Source organism: Amycolatopsis sp. NPDC114505 (genome assembly GCF_055633615.1).
In genome coordinates this window covers 637,749-654,073 of record NZ_JBVKDV010000004.1, presented here as the reverse complement: position 1 = coordinate 654,073, position 16,325 = coordinate 637,749, and the positions used below count along the sequence as shown (strand labels likewise).

Here is a 16,325-nt window from a genome sequence, read left to right as displayed (position 1 = left end):
GGCTTGCATAGATCCCGCAGAACGCACGTGAGGCGCACTCTCACGAACGGGAGTCAGCGGAATGCAGCTGCATAGGCCGGGCCGCGGGTCGAGTGCGGGCATGATCCAGCCCGCCGCACTCGGTGAGGGCTGCCAGCGCATTCGCTACGACGGGCGCAATATCGTGACCGCCTGTAGCCTGGTTGGGCGCCGCGCGGTTCAAGTCGCTGTACTGCCCATCGACGATGCATGGGGAGGGAAGCTGGCCGCCGAGCGCGTGGTCGTGCTGCGCCGGGATCGCCGACCGGATCGACGAGCGCTTTGACTATCTGCTTGCCGCCGAGGTTGGCGACACCGGCAAGCCGTTCGACCTGGCCCGCCGTCTCGATGTGTTTCCCCACTGCCGCGAACTCTCGCGCTGCCGCCAACACCATCGCTTCGGCCGGTCTCGACTCCTTCCTCACCAAGACCCCGGGCGGGTGCTGAACCACGCGCTGCGCAAGCCGCTCGACGTAGTCGCGGTGATCGTGCCGTGAAAGCTCCCGCTGCTGCTCACCTGCAAGGTCGCGCCGACATCGGCTGCTGGCAACGCCCTTGTGGTCAAGCCGTCGGAGGAAACGCCCCCAGCGTGACGCTGTTCGCCGAGAATCATCACCGAAGCCGGCGTGCCCGACGGCGTGTACAACGCGGTCCACGGCTTCGGCCCGAACTCCGGGGGAGTTCCTCGCCGCGCACCCTGGTATCACCGGCGAGTCCCGCACCGGCTCGGCGATCATGCAGGCTGTCGCGCTGCGTGTGCTACGGGTGTCCTTCGAGTCGGCAGCTCACCGGCACTCCCAGCGGCAAGTGCAACGCGCGTGAGCCTGCGGCGTACATCAGGGAGGCGGCACCTTGACCACGGACGGCGGTCCGCCGGGCTCGTTGCGAAACCGGCTTATGCCCATCGCGCTGAGCTGACGGAGCCGAGATGCTGTTGCCCTGCTGGGGTACTTTGCGTTGTCCCAGTGATGTCAATGATCGAACTCTTCCGCGATCAAAGCAAGAAGTGCGTCGACGTTAGCTGGGCGGAGGTCCGGATCAGAGTGGGTTGCGGCAGCGACGATGCCGCGCCAGGGACCGTCGGACGGGATCAGGGGGATGTTGGCTCGCGGCCACCGGCCGAGAACGGCCCAACCGATCATCTGCCCGATGCTGTAGACGTCAGCAGGAGGCCCCGCCGTGTGGGCGTTGCTCGATAATTCAGGTGCAGCAAAGCCCTCGGTGCCAAACAGCACCCCGGATCGGGTCCGGTCGGGATTGGTTGTTTGCCCTCGTGGGTGTCTAACAAGACCCCAATCTGCGAGGATCCACCGGTCGTCAACCTTGAGCACATTGGACGGTTTGATGTCGCGATGAAGATAGCCGAGGTCATGAGCTGCACGGAGTGCGGCGCAAATGGAACTGATCATGTTCCTGAGTGAAGACGAGTTCGACAACTGATCGACATGCAGCAGTGTTTCTGCCGTCCCGTCGGCCAGCGGCATCACGAACCAGTCGCACGTGTCGCTGTGATCGAGCGCCGGCATAACCCCGAGGTGTCCGCCGAGTCGCTGGGCCACGGTGATTTCCCGTTTCATTCGGGCTCGCGCAGCGGGATCGGTCGTCTTCAGTCGCTTGAACGCAACCCGTACTTCGGTCTCCTTGTGAGTTGCCCCGAACACGTGAGCCTGGGCACCATCATCGATCGGACGCGGGTCGAGGCGGTAGTCCCGTCTTTGACCCTTGGCGCTGTCTTGGATGCGTCGGTATCGGGCGAACAGGTCGCTCTCGTCGTCGTCACGCAGGACAGCGGACAACTTCGGTTCATCGGTGGTTCGAGGCGGCCATCCGGAGAGCCTGACCAGGATCGGAGCAGGCTGGGTTTCGTTGCCCCGCACGTCGGCAAGCACGTACGCCTGGTCGTCGCCGGCGGAAGCGAGACCGTAGATCGAGTTCACGGCGAGTTCGGCGACCGTGGCGTGAGATCGTTCTCTGATATCGGTGGCTTGCAGGGTTACGCGGATGCCCGAGCCATCAGGTGATGCGGTAATGACTCTGTTCGGATCAACCACCAGCAAGTGGCCAGGGTAGTGGTGGCTGGCGGCGATCCAATCGACATCGTTCACGATCGTCGAGCGACTGAGGTCGACGACGGCACTGTGTCCACCAGCAGCCAGGAAGAAACGGCGACGCTCCAACCAGCCAGCCGCACGAACGGCGGCGGGAAACTCGACGTCGAAGCGGTGCTGCTCGCCCACGCGTTGGCCCAGCCGGGTCAACGCCAAGTCACCACCCGCCTCGCGACTCGACCCGCCGGAACCGGACAGGACCCAGGGCTCGCCGTCCGAACCGGCGAGCAACACGGACGATGCGGTGAACCCGCCCGCGAGAAGTTCGACTTCTCCATCGAGGTAACGCGCGACCGTGCCGTGGCACATGACCAAGTATGACTGGTCAGGCAGGACTAGCGGGGCGCCGTGACAGCCCGCCAACCGCAGAGACCAGAAAGTAGTTCCACGTGCTGGATCAAGCTCCAGCACGCCTTCTTCGGTCGTCACCAGCAACATGCCGGAGCCACCCAGCACGGACAGTCCCAGAGGCCGAGCCCACCCGGCGTCGCCGACCTGGACCACATCTGCCGCAACTCCGGCCCCGGTCGCCTGGATGACCTCCCAGGGCAGCGGCATTTGATCGGGCCGGAACATGCGAGCAGGCGGCTCAGGCTGCGACTGGTCGACCAGCAAGTCGGTGAGAGAGACGAAGGACCGCTCGTCTACGTATGCCCGTGAGAAGGCGAGATTGAGCAGCTCGGCGGGTTTGATCAAAGCGCAGACCATCGCCTCCACGTGGACGCGGTCGAGCAGCAAGCCGGCAGAACTCACCTCTGGCACAGCGCCCTGCTCGATCCCCGACATGCACACGAGGACATGACGCTGATCCGCTGGAGCACGATCCGCGAGAGTCAGGAATTCCCTGATCATCTCGGGTGACACAGGTCGATCAGGCCATGCGACTTCGAGGACGTACCGGCGGCCATCCATGGCGAACTGCAGGCGCCGAGAGCCCTTGAGCTTTGCCGACGTGGCGGCCACGAAGGTCGGCGCGCCTCTGGCGAGAAGATGGCGCATGAGCGCGAGCAACTGCTCGTCACGTTCGACCATCGACAGATGCTGGCCGCGCAGTTGCCCGTAACTGTTGATCAACTGGTGGTCTTCCGGGATCGTGAGCATCAGCTCGCCTCGCTCGGAATCGGGATATCTGCTGTTTCTACCAGTTGCGACTGTCATCGAGCTCCTCGTCTCGGCCGATCTCCCGGCTGATCTCGCGTTCCGCGGCCGAAGCGAGAGATTGGTAGAACTGGTGCTCGACGGAACCACGCGACAGAGTGGATGCGATCTCGTTGGCTTTATCACGTTGTTCGACATCTTCCGGGAACGGCTGACCAGGTGTGCCGATGCGAGTGCCCCGGATCAAGGCCGAGTGCACTCCACCGCAAATCGCTCCGAGGTAGTCGCTACCGAGTCGATCTGCCGCTCTCATGCAGGCGACGACGAATTCGGTGTTGTTCCAAATGAAATCTCGCGGTGCGTGTCCCAGGATCGCGGCCACGGCGAGTACCTGCTCTCCGGAGCCCGAGTTTGCGGCTTCGGACAACAACTTCGATACCTGTTCTTCATACGGTCCAGCGACTGCGTTGAAGATTTCTGCGCCTGTCTGGCTTCGGGTCCATGACTGCGGCGCCTCGGCGATCCACGCGATGACGCGTCGTAGCAGTCGCTCGAAGTCCCTGCTGTCCTGGAAGTGCAGCGGGGTGTCCCAATGAGACGGAAGCGCGTCGTAGTCCTTAGGTGACGAGTGGTGTTCGTATGTCTCGGCGCGGCGGAGAAGAAGGTCGAGGACTTGTTCAGGTCGTGCTGCCGACAGTTCAGCCAGGAGAGTGGTGATGTGGTAGTCGTCGATGGATGGGCACTGGCGTAGCTGGTCGAAGAGGTCATCGATCTCTGCGTCCGTCAGGTTTTTCCATCGCGCGGCGCTAGGTGACGCGAGCAGCGCGGCGACTTCGTCAGCTATAGAGGGGGAATCGGCGAATCGGACGTGAGTGATCAACTGGAGAGCCAGTTGCTGGTCGCTGTCGATCGAGCCCGCAGCTGCCACGGCCAGCCGACGTACCTCCTGATCGTCGTGGGCGATCAGGTCGAGGAGCAGGGCTGGTTCACCCTCGAGCATGGTGGATCGGCGCCCGCGCCCCCACCCGAAAGCGTGCGCGACGGCTCGGGTGTCGACGATGCTCGGTGTATCGACCAGTGCTCGGGCAAGGTTCATTGCTTCGTCGGGAAGGGAGTCGGCGACCATGCCCAGTGCTGTGGGGACCAGATCGCGTAAGGCGCCAATCGATCCGGAGGCCGTCGGATCCGCACTGGTGCTCTCCGAGATGAGACGGCGAAGCAGAGTTACACCTACATCTGGGTGGCGTCTCACGAGCGACCACACGAACGGAATCGGGCTGGCCGCCATGGGTCCGTACGCGTAACGATCGAGGGCGAGTCTATGGTCAAGGTGATCGATCACTTCGTTTGATGACCAACGACCAGTCACGTCGTCGGCTACCTCTTCGAAGTGGATTTCCTTCTTCTCCTGCCATTTATCGTAGTCGTCGGAGTCGTAATTGGACGGACGCCAGCCGTCGTGCAACACGTTCGCAAGGCGATGCTCGATGTCATCAGGTAGAGCCGCAAGGACAGCGAGGGCCGCTGGACGTGTCTCCGTGGTGCTGTATCGCGCGTGCCACCGCACAGCCTGACGCACAGCGACAACCACGACTGGGTCGAGCTCTGGGTGGCCGGCAAGTCCTGTGAGGTGGTGGAGAACTTCGACAAAAGCGGACGTCCACCTAGCGCGTTCCTCGGCGCCGACCTGGCGGCCGTACATCCCCCTCGGATAGTGGATCGCGGAACCAAGGGCTTCTACGGCTCGCACGGCACGACGGACATCGCCCTCGCGTGCTTCCTTCAGTGCAAGATCGATGACACGGTCGCGATGGGGACGAGCCCACTCCGGGTTGAGCGAATAGCCTCGTAGCTCGAGGGACAGCCCGTTCGAACGTCGTTGTTCGAACTCAGTGGCCAGAACGGGTTCCAGCACGGCAAATGGCGAGTAGCGGTGCTCGGCGACTCGATCGTCGCGCAGCCAGCGCTCAACCGCGCTGATCATGCCGTCCTGGAAACCCGCAGGCTTACCGACTGCGTACTCGGCGAGTTCAGTCAGGAGGCGCATCGGGTGTTCCGGACGCTGGTGCGGTGGCCGGTCGTCGTCGCGTGCCAGTTCCCACAACAAGTCGGCAGCTTCGGCCAGGTGATCCAAGCTGTACGCGGTGCGATACAGGATTGCCGGGATCTCAAAGATGGCGTCCTCGTACACGGAGACGTCCGCCGAATCGGCGCTCCTACCGGCTGCAGCCTGGACATTCAACGCTGTGTGAACCATCGCAATCGCGTGCCCTGGCTGGAAGACGGCAACCTGGCGGACAGCCTGCAGGGTCTGAAGCCGCACAGATGTCGTGCCGGCCTCGTACTCATGGGTCAGCGCAGACCAGAGAACATCGACGGCTGAAGCCGCGTTCTTGTTGGGGCGCCTGGTCTGCCAGTCCACTCGGCCGGCATTCACGACGGCATGGGCCAACGGAGCTCCGGAGGCCGCGTCGCATACACGCTCCAGGTAGCCGGTCGATGTACCCCACGGCCCGTCGATGGCGGCGTCGGCGAGCAGCACGTCGCCGAGTAGGTCGGGAACGATTCGCACGGACTGAGCTCGGCGGAGTAGCACGCCACTGTCCTGCAGAGCTCGCAAGTGCCGTACTACCTGGTCGTACGGCCTGCCGATCACCGCGGCCGCGACGGCTTGAAATTCGGGCTGATCGAGCCGGAAGGGCTGTAGGACGGCCACGAGCTTGAGCACTTCGCGCCGAAGTTCCGCATCCCCACCCGGAGCGGCGGCGGCGGCATCCCCGAACGCTTGAAGGATCTCGTAGCGGATGTCCGAGCTGGCTTCCAACCGGTCAGGAGCAAGGTCTCCTTTCGCGATCAACGCGGCGCCGACGACGATCAAGAGCGGGCAGTCTGCCGCCAGGGCCGCCAGCCGAGGCGCCACTCGCGGTCCGAGATCGGGTCCGAGCACGCCGCCTGCCAACGTTTCGGCGTCGGCGATGGTCAGATCGCCGAGTTCCCACGTCGGCACCTCCGACTGTCGCACGCCAACTTGCCGGAGGTCGCTGTGTAGCTGCGGAAGCCCGTACGGTCGCGACGACAGCAACACCTTCGCACTCGGCCGGAACCGCCTGATCCCTGCGATGAGCGTGCCGACATCGGACCGATCGTGCGCATCGTCGATGACGACCATGAGTCCCTGGTCGGGTGGGAGCACCTCGAAGTCCTTCGGCGTGACGCTCACGCCCGTCGAGAGGAATCGGATCGTGGCCGACCTTGTCGTCTCGAACTCCTCGGTTGCGGCACGGAGCAGTCGGGTCTTGCCCATCCCGCCACGCCCGACGATGACGGCGATGTGCTGCTCGGAGTCCGTGGCGAAACCCGACAAGCCGGCCAGTTCGCTCGCGCGCCCGGCGAGGTCCCACTCGTGGGAGTAGATGCTGCCCTTCGCGAACGGGCGGAAGAACTCGTCGGCGGTCAGCCACGGGCCGGGGGAGGAGACGCCGAGGAACGGCTCTCGCCAGCCAGGAAAGTAGGTGTCCACGAGTCGGACGGCGGCATCGCGATCCTGAAGGGATCGCACTGCACGAGACAGGTCATCGATGTCCCAGAGAGCCCACTTCGGCTGGTGCTTGGCGATCTCCTGCCGTGCCTGTGGGCTCGCGATGCGGGTCAGGAAAATGAAGCAGCGATCGACCTCAGCCTTCAGCGCGGCGACCGCCTTCTTCACCTTCGCGGGACCGAACGACTGCTCGCGTTTGCACTGGATCCCCGTCGATGTCCCGTCAGCGTGGGTGACGATGACGTCGATCCCATCCTGCGTATGGCCTTGCCCGCCGTACCGATGCACCTGCGAACTCGGGTGCAAAGCCTGCATGAGGTCGGCGCTGAACTGCTCGAAGACGTCGGGCGGGAGCTCCTGAAGTGGCAGGCTAGGGCTCAGCGGGCGAGCTGGTGGATTGATTGTGGCGGCCGCGGCGCGGGGTTGGCGCGCGTCGCGGCGCTCTTCGGGGCCGTCGACGTCCAGCTGGAGCAACTTCGCGGCCTGGGACGCCACGTCTGCGGGCGGGTACGACCTGCCGCGCTCCCAGTTGCTGACCGCCTGCTGGCCGACGCCGAGACGCTGAGCCAGGTCGCGCTGGGTCCAGCGACGGGCTGATCGCGCCTTTCGCACCGACTCGCCGAAGCTCTCGTTCATCACATTATCGTACGCCTGCCATGCGTACGAGTCGTCAAGGCCGGCCAACTGGCTCAGAGCGGGGTACCTGGATGAAGGAGCTGAAGGCACGGCCACCGGAACCGGTAAGCGGATCGGCATCGGGTCGACCTTGGGTTCGAGTATCGAAAGCTTCGGCCAAGCCTGGCTCCAGGACCCTCATCTGCCATTCGGCGGCAACAACGAGGGCTCGTTCGTCCGGATGAGCCATGACGGCACGGTCTGAGTCACCACCGGGAGTGTCGCCCTGCGGGCAGGGCCACGGGACCGTGTATCGCGGCAGGGACTCCGAGCTCAGTGCGCAGGCCGGGATCCGCGCCGGGGCCTACACCCTGGTCGCCAGCGGCCCGGGTCGCCGGCCCGCAACTCCGCCGACGTCGCCGCCGAGCTTGGGTTCGTCACGAGGAGTGGTCGCGGCGACCTGGCCAGGCTCATCGTGCGCGTCGTCATCCCAGGCGTAGAGCCACGTGGACAGGGGACAGCCGCCGTCGGGGTCGAACCGACACATCAGTCGCCGGTCGACGACCACCGACCGCAGCCGCGAGATCGCCTTGGCACGCTCGATCGCACTAGCTACCTCTTCGCGCGAGGGGGCGGACGAGGTGCGCTGTGACGTCGAGCAACTGGTTCCCGTCGACGCCGGCTACCTGGACCACAGCGCGACCAACCGCGCGCCGGCGCATGGACTTGACGCCAGGCGGTGCATGTTGGTGCAGCTGCACTGCCGCAAGCGGCTCGGTCAGCAGCAGCCTGCTGACGGTTGTGGCTCGTCTGGGCCCGTTCGTCGGCCACCGCCGCTGAGTCGCGGCGCAGCAGTGCGATGCAGCGGCAGGCCGGGCACAGCCTTCGGTCGAGGTGTAGTCGAGCTGGACCCGGTGGCTGCTGGCATCGGCGTCGTAGTCGGGCATTCGCGCGTCCCGACGCGGACGCGCAGCGCCGCGGCTCCTGGAGCGGTGGCTCGCGTGTTCGGCTGAGGACAAGAGTATGCGGCAGCAAACTGCGACACAGCGGGGTCTAAATCCACAACCTGACTAATCACCTTTATCGGACAGGGTGCCTGCTGTCAAGGTAGATAGCTGCCATGCTGCTGATTCGTGGTTTTACACATCGCATGATCCGATGGGTCAGATTTCGTCGTGCCCCCGTTCGGATGCATGCACGCAGGGTGGGTAACAGGTCGTCTCAAGTCCTCGACTCTCTAGAGAGCTGTAGTTATGAGGTGAGAGGCGGGCGCATGGCCGATATTGATAAACTACTTGATCAGCTTGCGCAGAGAATGCAAAGCGACTGCAGTCGAATGAAGCGTTGGCGTATTATTCATCGCGGTAATGCGGTATTCTATAATCTAACAACGATAGTGGCTCCCGCTGTGTTGGCGGTCGGACTTGCATCATCGGAGACTTTGCTTGGAAGGTGCTTGTTGCTGGCCGTTGCCGTGGTCGGTGGCCTGAATGTCACGTTCAAGCCGTACTTGCACAGTAGGCGTCGACGATCAGATATGAATGCAATGCGGCGCCTGAATGATGAATTCCTTGCTGCGAGAGTGGCGTGTGGCGAAAATGAGTTAGATCAGCTCGCTGTCTTCATGAAGTACTCTGCAGAATATCACGTGCTATATGAAAAGCGCGCAGATGGATTGATAGAGAGCGCCGTTGCGGTCGAGGGTGATATGGAAGATGGGATCGGCGAAAATAAGCTGTCGGGCAACAAGGTAACCGGCTAGTCGTGTGACACGCATAATGACATTTATATGTGAAGCATCGAGAGTGTCCAGGCCGACTGCGCTTCGACACGCCGTGAGTGGGTCTAATGCAGCAAACTCGCTCGGCACTGGATGCTCCGCGGCTGGGCTACGTTCTGGCAGGTGACTTGATACACAAGCTGAACGGCGTAGTGTCCGTAGACTGGCGGGTTGGCGTGCTTCATGAGGGCGAAGTCAACTTCAGTTCGGATGCATCTCCGTCGATGCGGAGACGCTGTCGGAGCAGGACGGCCTCCTGAGTCATCAGTGCCGTCGATACAGAGCAAGTCGACGATCCGCGATGCGGTCGAACGCGATGAGATCCCAACCTGCCGCGATCATAAGTACCCTGCCAGGCCCGATCGCCACGGCACCGACGCTTCGGAAGTCGAGGGCGGTGAGAGCATCGCCGGTGGCGAGGTCCCAGACGCGTACGGTCTCGTCGAGGCTGGCGGTGACGGCGACCGGCCGGCTGTCGAGAGTGGCGCAGGCTACCGTCTGCACCCAGTGTGCGTGGCCAGTGAAAGTAGTGACTACTTGGCCAGTAGAGAGATCCCAGACTCGCGCGGCGTCGTCGCTGGCGGTGGTTGCAACCGCGCGGTGCTCGAGGGTGGTGCATGCCACGGCCTTCACAGGGCCAGTGTGGCCGGTGAGGGTGGCGAGCTCCTCGCCGGTGGCCAGGTCCCAGACCCGCGCAGTGCCGTCGTCGCTGGCGGTGACAGCGGCTGGTTGGTGCTCGAGGGTGGTGCAGGCCACCGCCTCCACAGGGCCGGTGTGGCCGGTGAGGGTGGTGAGCTGCTCGCCGGTGGCCAGGTCCCAGACGCGCGCGGTCTTGTCGCGGCTGGCGGTGACGGCGACTGGCTTGCCGTCGAGGATGGTGCAATCGACGTCCAGGACTGGGAGGGTGTGGCCGGTGAGGGTGGTGAGCTCGTCGCCGGTGGCCAGGTCCCAGACCCGTACGGTGTTGTCCTGGCTGGCGGTCACGGCGACTGGCCGGCCGTTGAGGGTGGTGCAAGCCAGCGCCCTCACAGGGCCGGTGTGGCCCGTGAAGGTGGTGAGCTGCTCGCCGGTGGCCAGGTCCCAGACGCGCGCGGTCTTGTCGCGGCTGGCGGTGACGGCGACTGGCTGGCTGTTGAGGGTGGTGCACGCCAAGGCGACGATTTCGGCGGAGTGTGCTCGCACTACGAGCGAGTTAGCCATTTCTGCAGAGAGCTGCCAGATGCGCGCGGTGTTGTCCTGGCTGGCGGTGACGGCGACTGGTTGGTTTTCGAGGGTGGTGCAGGCTACCGCCTCTACCAGGTCGGTGTGGCCGGTGAGGGTGGTGAGCTGCTCGCCGGTGGCCAGGTCCCAGACCCGTACGGTGTTGTCGTCGCTGGCGGTGACGGCGGCTGGTTGGTTTTCGAGGGTGGTGCAGGCCAGCGCCCTCACCGGGAGGGTGTGGCCGGTGAGGGTGGTGAGCTGCTCGCCGGTGGCCAGGTCCCAGACCTGCGCGGTCTTGTCGCGGCTGGCGGTGACGGCGACTGGCTTGCCGTCGAGGATGGTGCAATCGACATCCAGGACTGGGAGGGTGTGGCCGGTGAGGGTGGTGAGCTCGTCGCCGGTGGCCAGGTCCCAGACCCGTACGGTGTTGTCCTGGCTGGCGGTCACGGCGACTGGCCGGCCGTCGAGAGTGGCGCAAGCCACCGCCTCCACCAGACCGGTGTGGCCGGTGAAGGTGGTCAGTACGTCGCCGCTGGCCAGGCCCCAAACGTGCGCGGTGTTGTCCTGGCCTGCAGTGACGGCGACCGGCTTGTCCTCAAGGACGGTGCAAGCCAGCGCTCTCACTGGAAGGGTGTGGCCGGTGAAGGTGGTCAGCACGTTGCCACTAGCCAGATCCCAGACACGCACGGTCCCATCGTGGCCTGCGGTGACGGCGACTGGTTGGCCGTCGAGAGTGCTGCAAGCCACCGCTAGCACCCAGTGAGTGTGGCCGGTAAATGTGGCGCGCTCATTGCCGGTAGGCAGGTCCCAGACACGCACGGTCCCGTCGTGGCCTGCGGTGACGGCGACTGGTTGGCCGTCGAGAGTGCTGCAAGCCACGGCCCGCACCCAGTAAGTATGACCAGCGAGGGTGACGTGGAGAGCATGGGCAGAATAGCGTCCGGTCGCCCAGCGCGGTTGCCATGTCAGCGGCGCCGATAAGGCACGCTGGAGTCGCGGGGCACGGAAGCGTGCGGCGTCGGCGGCCAGAACTTGGCGCCGCCGTGGGGGCGGTAGCTGTCGATGGCTGTCGAACGAACAGCGGTAGACCGCGGCAGTGAGTGCGGCGGGGTATGGGTTGCTCCGATTCAGGACCAGCAGGAGTGCATTGGGTTCTGCGTGCACAAGGTAGTCGGCGTCGGATAGCAGCACCTCGATCTCGCCTGCGAGGGCAGCGTGGGTGGCTAGGTGGCGCAGAGTGTATGGGTGTGCGCGAGTCCAGTCACGGGATCCATCGAGCGTGCGGGGCACCCGGGTCACAAGGACCTCGGTTATGGCCTTGTGCACTGCGGCGTCGTCAGCATGCTCGCGGAGGTGGTCGGCGAGGGCTTGGTGGTAGAGCCGGTAGGTGGAGCGGCCATCCTCGGTGGCTTCGACGACGTAGGAGCCAGCATGTTCGCGCAACCAGAGGAGGTCGTCGTCGGTGTAAGTGATGCCGGCCGCCTGGGAGGCGACGGCGGCCCAGATATCCTCCCAGGGCAGGCCTTGACCTTCGGCGAAGGCCAGCGGACGGAGCAGGTCACGTACCTTGACGACGCTGTCACCGAGTCTGCTCTCAAGGTCACGGCGCATCGCGTCGCCTGGCAACCGAGGAAGGGTTCGGCGCCACGCCGGGTCACGCGGGTCGGCGCTCTGGCTCTGGGCGGCAAGGGTGGCGCTGGTAATCCGCGCAACCAGGAATGAGGGGTGAGCGGCCGTGGCGACTGCGTCCGCGACAGCTCGCAACAACGACGGCGGCTCATGACGGTAAGGGCTGTTCGGGCTTGCGTCGAGCAGCCCGCGGGCGGCGTAGGTGGTTAAGGCCGCGAGGTCGGCGTAGCGGACGGCGTCTAGATCGATCGCGCCCTCACGATCTAGACCGAGTCGCTCTAGTAGGAAATCTCGGGTGCCGACCAATAGTCGTAGTCTCCCAGCCGCGTGGTCGATTAGAGGCCGCAGCAGACGACGGGTGAGGTGATCTGGGTCGGTGGCTTCGTCGAGGGCGTCGATGAGCACGGTCAGCGGCCTACCGCCGCTCTTGAGTTTTTTGAGGAGCTGGCCGGGCGTGGCAACGTGGCATTGAATCGCGGCGGCGATTCCAGTCAGTACCTGGTCGGTACTCAGGCTCTGGGCATAGATCGCGACATCCACCGTCCCCAACGCAGGTACGGCTGCGGCGGGCAACCCGAGACTGTCCAGGGGCACCGTGGCACGCCGACGGGGATGGGTGAGGGTGGCGATCAGGCCAAGGACAGCGGTCTTACCGGATCCCGGATTGCCGGTGACCACTAGCAACGGTCGGGAAGTGGCCGGCTGATCAAGCCAGGCGGTAATTTCTTGAAGTGCGGTGTGGCGGCCAGCGAACCACCAGCCTTCGGTGCCGTTGCTGCTGCCACCCATAGCACGGACCAGCAACCGAGTTCGGAGTTCAACGTCGCGGCGTTCGGCCTGGACCTCGAACTCGCTTGCGCGCTGGATAGCCAGGTCGACCTCTGTCATCCGTTGGTCATGACGCGGGTTGGGTAGAAAAGCCGGGACCTCACCGGTGAGACCGGCGATGCTGTGGCCGATCGTCTGGTAGCCGGGCTTGTCGACGCTGGCGTTCATCGCCTTCACCACCGAGTCCAACGGCAACGTGACAGGGTTGTATCCAGCCGTGGGTAGGGCGCGGACAGCGTCGCGCAGGAGCTGCGGGAACACCCCTGCTCCGGCCTGCTCGAACGGAAGCGCGGAGGTGATTACGGCCAGGCCCGACCCGTGGTCGTCACCCCACCGTCGGATCATGGAGGTGATGGCGGCGGCGATGAGTTCGTTTCCACCCTGGCCGGAGTAGCAGGTGTCGAGGATCAACAGCACCCGCCGGACCCGCGTTCCGTGAAGCATTTTGCGTGCCAACTGCGCAGTCTGCAGGGCGTCTTCGACGTCGTCGGGATCGACGTCGCTGGTTAATAGCACGTGTTCGTGGGTGTCGTCGAGGACTTCGCCGTGGCCGCCGATGTATACAGCCAGGATGTCATCGGGTCGCCGGGCCTCGTCGCGGCAGAACGCGCGCAGCAGCGTGGTCAGCTGGTCCTTGGTCGGATTCAATCCCAGCGTGCTGACGTGCTGGTAGCCGAGGTCGTCGGTGAAAAGCGTGATGATCTCGTCGCGAGCCCGGGCTAATCTGGGCCGGTCCCACTGCGGCGCTTTCGGGTAGCGCTCAGTGGCAGTCGCGATCAGGTACCGCCGCGGTCCTTCGGAGTCAGCGGGCACGTAGGCCTCTTGCGATGGCCGCACCGGTGAATTTATCGGTGAGGTAGGCGGTGGCGGCGTGGGCGTGGGTGCCGTTGTGGACGACGGCGTTGCTCACTCGAGAGCCAAAGCGCGGTCGAAGGTCCTTCTCGAGTGCGACGACGTCGCCGTGGTCGGCCACGTTCGTCCATGACAGGTTGTCTGGACCCGGCCATGTGCCAAGTCCGTCGCGTGGGGTCGGGTCCAGGCGGTCGAAGATCAGGTTGGCGATGCCGAGGGGCGACCCAAAGGTGACCAGTGTGCGGACCGTGTGGTCTCGCATCGCGGCCAGGGTCTCGTAGGCGACCACCGAGCCCAGCGAGTGGGCCACGACCACCCGGGTCTCCGCGGTGATCAGCTTGCTGACCGCGGCGCGTGCTGCCTCTCGCAACTCCTGGTCTTGGAGGTAGCGGCGGACCTGTTTGAGGTCGAATATCAATGCCCGCATGGCCAGTCCGCCGAAAAACCGAGATCGGGACAGCTGTCGTAGTGCCGTTTGTACGGAGCCAGGCACTCGTACCAGCGTGTCCGCCTCGGGTGGCGCAACTTTGGGATCCACCTGTGCGGCCTCCTGCCACCACGCTAGTAGCAGGTCTTCTTCCAGGCCGTGCTCGACGTCTGCTGCAGTGAATACCGGATCGCCTACCGCCAGCCGTTCGCCGACCGGGCGGAACAGGTCTCCGTAGAAGGTCATTGAGACGTCTTTGGCGGAGACGGCGCCTTGGTGGCCAGCGTGGGTAAGCCCGTCCATGAGCGCGGGGGCCCAGTCTCGCAAGAGCGATTGCTCACCGGCGACTTGCTGCCCGATGCCGTGCACACACACAATCCGCCTCACGACGCCTCCCAACGCGAGAGCGCACGAGTCTACGGGTGCGCCACGGCTAGTGATCGCATGTGACGCGGTGCCCGTTCCGGCGAAGAACGTCGACCACCCAAACGGCCTAGCGTCCATGTCGACGATGGCCATTGCCTCCCGTAAGCGGAGCGAGGCGGCCTTAGCGTGTAGTTGAGCGCGGCACAAGCCGTCGAACGAGGGGCGATTTAAGGGCGAAATTGCAGGTCGAACGAGGTCGACCGACGTCGGCTGAGGGCATGAGCGATTGCAAACATCCCAGCTAGACCGACTGATGTCGACTCGAAACGACTCGAACCAATAATCCGGGAGGCTTCAGGTTCGAGTCCCGGTGACGGGCGCGAACACTGGTCTGCGGGACGTGGTCAACGTCGGCTGGAGCGTGCGCTGTGTGTGCCTCCGCGGGCTCCTACTCCGGCGGCGTGGACGAGAACTAGGTAGGCATCGGTGAATGGGGTCGGCGGGAGACCACCGACCGCCCCCCGCACACCCGAGCGGTCATCTTCGGACGATGACCGAATGGCGGAAGTTCGTTAGCACTTCCGGACAGCTTTCACCCGATCGTGCAGTTAGATGCCGAGGTCAGGCTGTCGTGGGAGGAGTTCACGTCCGGTGCAGTGCACCACGGCGCCCGACATAACGGTCGGGTGACCGCTGTTACGGATCTGGCGACGATCCCGACTCTGGTCTGCGCAGACGCGCAGACGCGCGGACGAGGAGACGGAATGCTGACCTGGTACACGGCATTGGGCTACGGGGCGCTGGGCGGCCTCATCGTCGAGCTGATCGCGATGTGGCAGCAGCTTCGAGGCTGGCAGGAGAGCCGTCGCAGCGCGGCACTCGCCGGCCTTCCCGCGCCCGCGCTCTTCAGCTGGTTCATCGATCCCGCTGCCGACGGGGCCGTTGCGGTGACGCGGATCCTGCTCGGCTGCGGCGCCGGGTACGTCTTCCACGCCGAACTGACCGGCGCTTACGCCGCGGTCGCGGTGGGTGCGTCGGCGCCGGCCCTGCTCGCGCACCTCGGCCGTGCCGGGACCGAAGCTCCCCCGGTGCCAACCCTGGCCACCGATGCGCAGCCGGAGGCCGGAGCGTGACCGGCTCGGCATTCGCCCGGCGCTACCTCGACTCGCTGACGGAGACCCGCCGGACGGCGACCGGGCGGGCGGTCTTCCGCGCGCGAACCGGGTACAACTTCTGGCAGCGGTACTGGGCTTCGTTCGTCGGCATGAGCCTGGCACCGCGCGACACCGAAGTCACGACCGCGGCCGGAGACCGGCACACGAAAACGCAGCCCTCCGGCGACGGCTGGCTTCCGCAGCTGCGTTCGATTGCGGGCTGGACCGCCCTGCCCGGCCTGCCTGAGCGCGCCCCGCTACTGGCCGGCAGCGAGGACGACATCGTCGTCCGGGCGACTTCGGTGGAGCACGGCGTCGAGGTCCACGTACACCGGTCGCGGGCCGCGTTCCGCGTCGAACTCGTCCTGCGCCTCAAGACGTCGTCGCCCTTGGTCGTTCCCCTTCGATACCGGTCCGCGGACGGCGAGAAAGTGCTGCTCGTCCCGCTGGCGCCGTCGTCGTTCGGCCCACCGTCGGCCCTGGCCGACCTGCCCGGCCTCGCCGCGGGTGACAGCTGGGAGATGGCGGCGCCCACCGGACCCGACGGGATCGGGAACTGGGATGCCGAGGTCGTCGAGGCATCGGTGACGGCAGCAGCGAACGAGGCCACCCGGAAAGCGTGGCGTGCGGTGGCTCTGCTCGCGCGTACCGAACTGGCCGCGCTGATTGACGAGGCCCTGTCATGACGAACCGGACGTCGAGCACGAAGACG

General features: G+C 65.1%; 8 protein-coding genes. 4 read left to right on the top strand and 4 right to left on the bottom strand.

What is annotated here, in order from left to right; genetic code table 11:
* The first annotated feature begins 182 nt into the window (after positions 1-182).
* Positions 183-515 (top strand): hypothetical protein, encoded by a 333-nt coding sequence (locus ACZ7OU_RS40785; RefSeq protein ID WP_470259386.1) that lies wholly within the window; start codon positions 183-185, stop codon positions 513-515.
* 474 nt (positions 516-989) lie between these two features.
* On the opposite strand, the gene ACZ7OU_RS40780 is transcribed toward ACZ7OU_RS40785, so the two are convergent.
* The gene (locus ACZ7OU_RS40780) at positions 990-3,227 is read right to left on the bottom strand and encodes a protein kinase domain-containing protein (protein WP_470259385.1); all 2,238 of its coding nucleotides are present in this window, start codon (positions 3,225-3,227) and stop codon (positions 990-992) included.
* A 37-nt stretch (positions 3,228-3,264) separates the two neighbouring features.
* Positions 3,265-7,398, bottom strand: a complete 4,134-nt coding sequence (locus ACZ7OU_RS40775; RefSeq protein ID WP_470259384.1) for a helix-turn-helix domain-containing protein — start codon at positions 7,396-7,398, stop codon at positions 3,265-3,267.
* A 1,252-nt stretch (positions 7,399-8,650) separates the two neighbouring features.
* Between ACZ7OU_RS40775 and ACZ7OU_RS40770 the strand changes: the two genes are divergently transcribed.
* Entirely contained in the window at positions 8,651-9,139 is a 489-nt protein-coding gene (locus tag ACZ7OU_RS40770; RefSeq protein ID WP_470259383.1) for a hypothetical protein, read from the top strand.
* Positions 9,140-9,421: 282 nt separating this feature from the next.
* Here ACZ7OU_RS40770 and ACZ7OU_RS40765 read toward each other — a convergent pair whose 3' ends face one another.
* The gene (locus tag ACZ7OU_RS40765) at positions 9,422-13,627 is read right to left on the bottom strand and encodes an AAA family ATPase (RefSeq protein WP_470259382.1); all 4,206 of its coding nucleotides are present in this window, start codon (positions 13,625-13,627) and stop codon (positions 9,422-9,424) included.
* Positions 13,617-14,339 carry a hypothetical protein gene (locus tag ACZ7OU_RS40760; RefSeq protein WP_470259381.1) on the bottom strand — a complete coding sequence of 241 codons (723 nt, stop codon included), beginning with the start codon at positions 14,337-14,339 and terminating at the stop codon, positions 13,617-13,619. Before ACZ7OU_RS40760 ends, ACZ7OU_RS40765 begins: the two co-directional genes overlap by 11 nt.
* A gap of 884 nt (positions 14,340-15,223) precedes the next feature.
* Between ACZ7OU_RS40760 and ACZ7OU_RS40755 the strand changes: the two genes are divergently transcribed.
* Both ACZ7OU_RS40755 and ACZ7OU_RS40750 read left to right on the top strand, forming a co-directional pair.
* Positions 15,224-15,592, top strand: coding sequence for a hypothetical protein (locus ACZ7OU_RS40755; protein ID WP_470259380.1), 369 nt, complete (start codon positions 15,224-15,226; stop codon positions 15,590-15,592).
* Positions 15,589-16,299 (top strand): hypothetical protein, encoded by a 711-nt coding sequence (locus tag ACZ7OU_RS40750; protein WP_470259379.1) that lies wholly within the window; start codon positions 15,589-15,591, stop codon positions 16,297-16,299. The genes ACZ7OU_RS40755 and ACZ7OU_RS40750 overlap by 4 nt, the downstream gene beginning before the upstream one ends.
* Positions 16,300-16,325 lie beyond the last annotated feature (26 nt).

Bases quoted from the DNA above. Each gene is read 5' to 3' on its own strand.
- ACZ7OU_RS40755 (WP_470259380.1), top strand. From the start codon at position 15,224: ATGCTGACCTGGTACACGGCATTGGGCTACGGGGCGCTGGGCGGCCTC.
- ACZ7OU_RS40770 (WP_470259383.1), top strand. From the start codon at position 8,651: ATGGCCGATATTGATAAACTACTTGATCAGCTTGCGCAGAGAATGCAA.
- ACZ7OU_RS40760 (WP_470259381.1), bottom strand. From the start codon at position 14,339: ATGACCTTCTACGGAGACCTGTTCCGCCCGGTCGGCGAACGGCTGGCG.
- ACZ7OU_RS40780 (WP_470259385.1), bottom strand. From the start codon at position 3,227: ATGCTCACGATCCCGGAAGACCACCAGTTGATCAACAGTTACGGGCAA.
- ACZ7OU_RS40775 (WP_470259384.1), bottom strand. From the start codon at position 7,398: ATGAACGAGAGCTTCGGCGAGTCGGTGCGAAAGGCGCGATCAGCCCGT.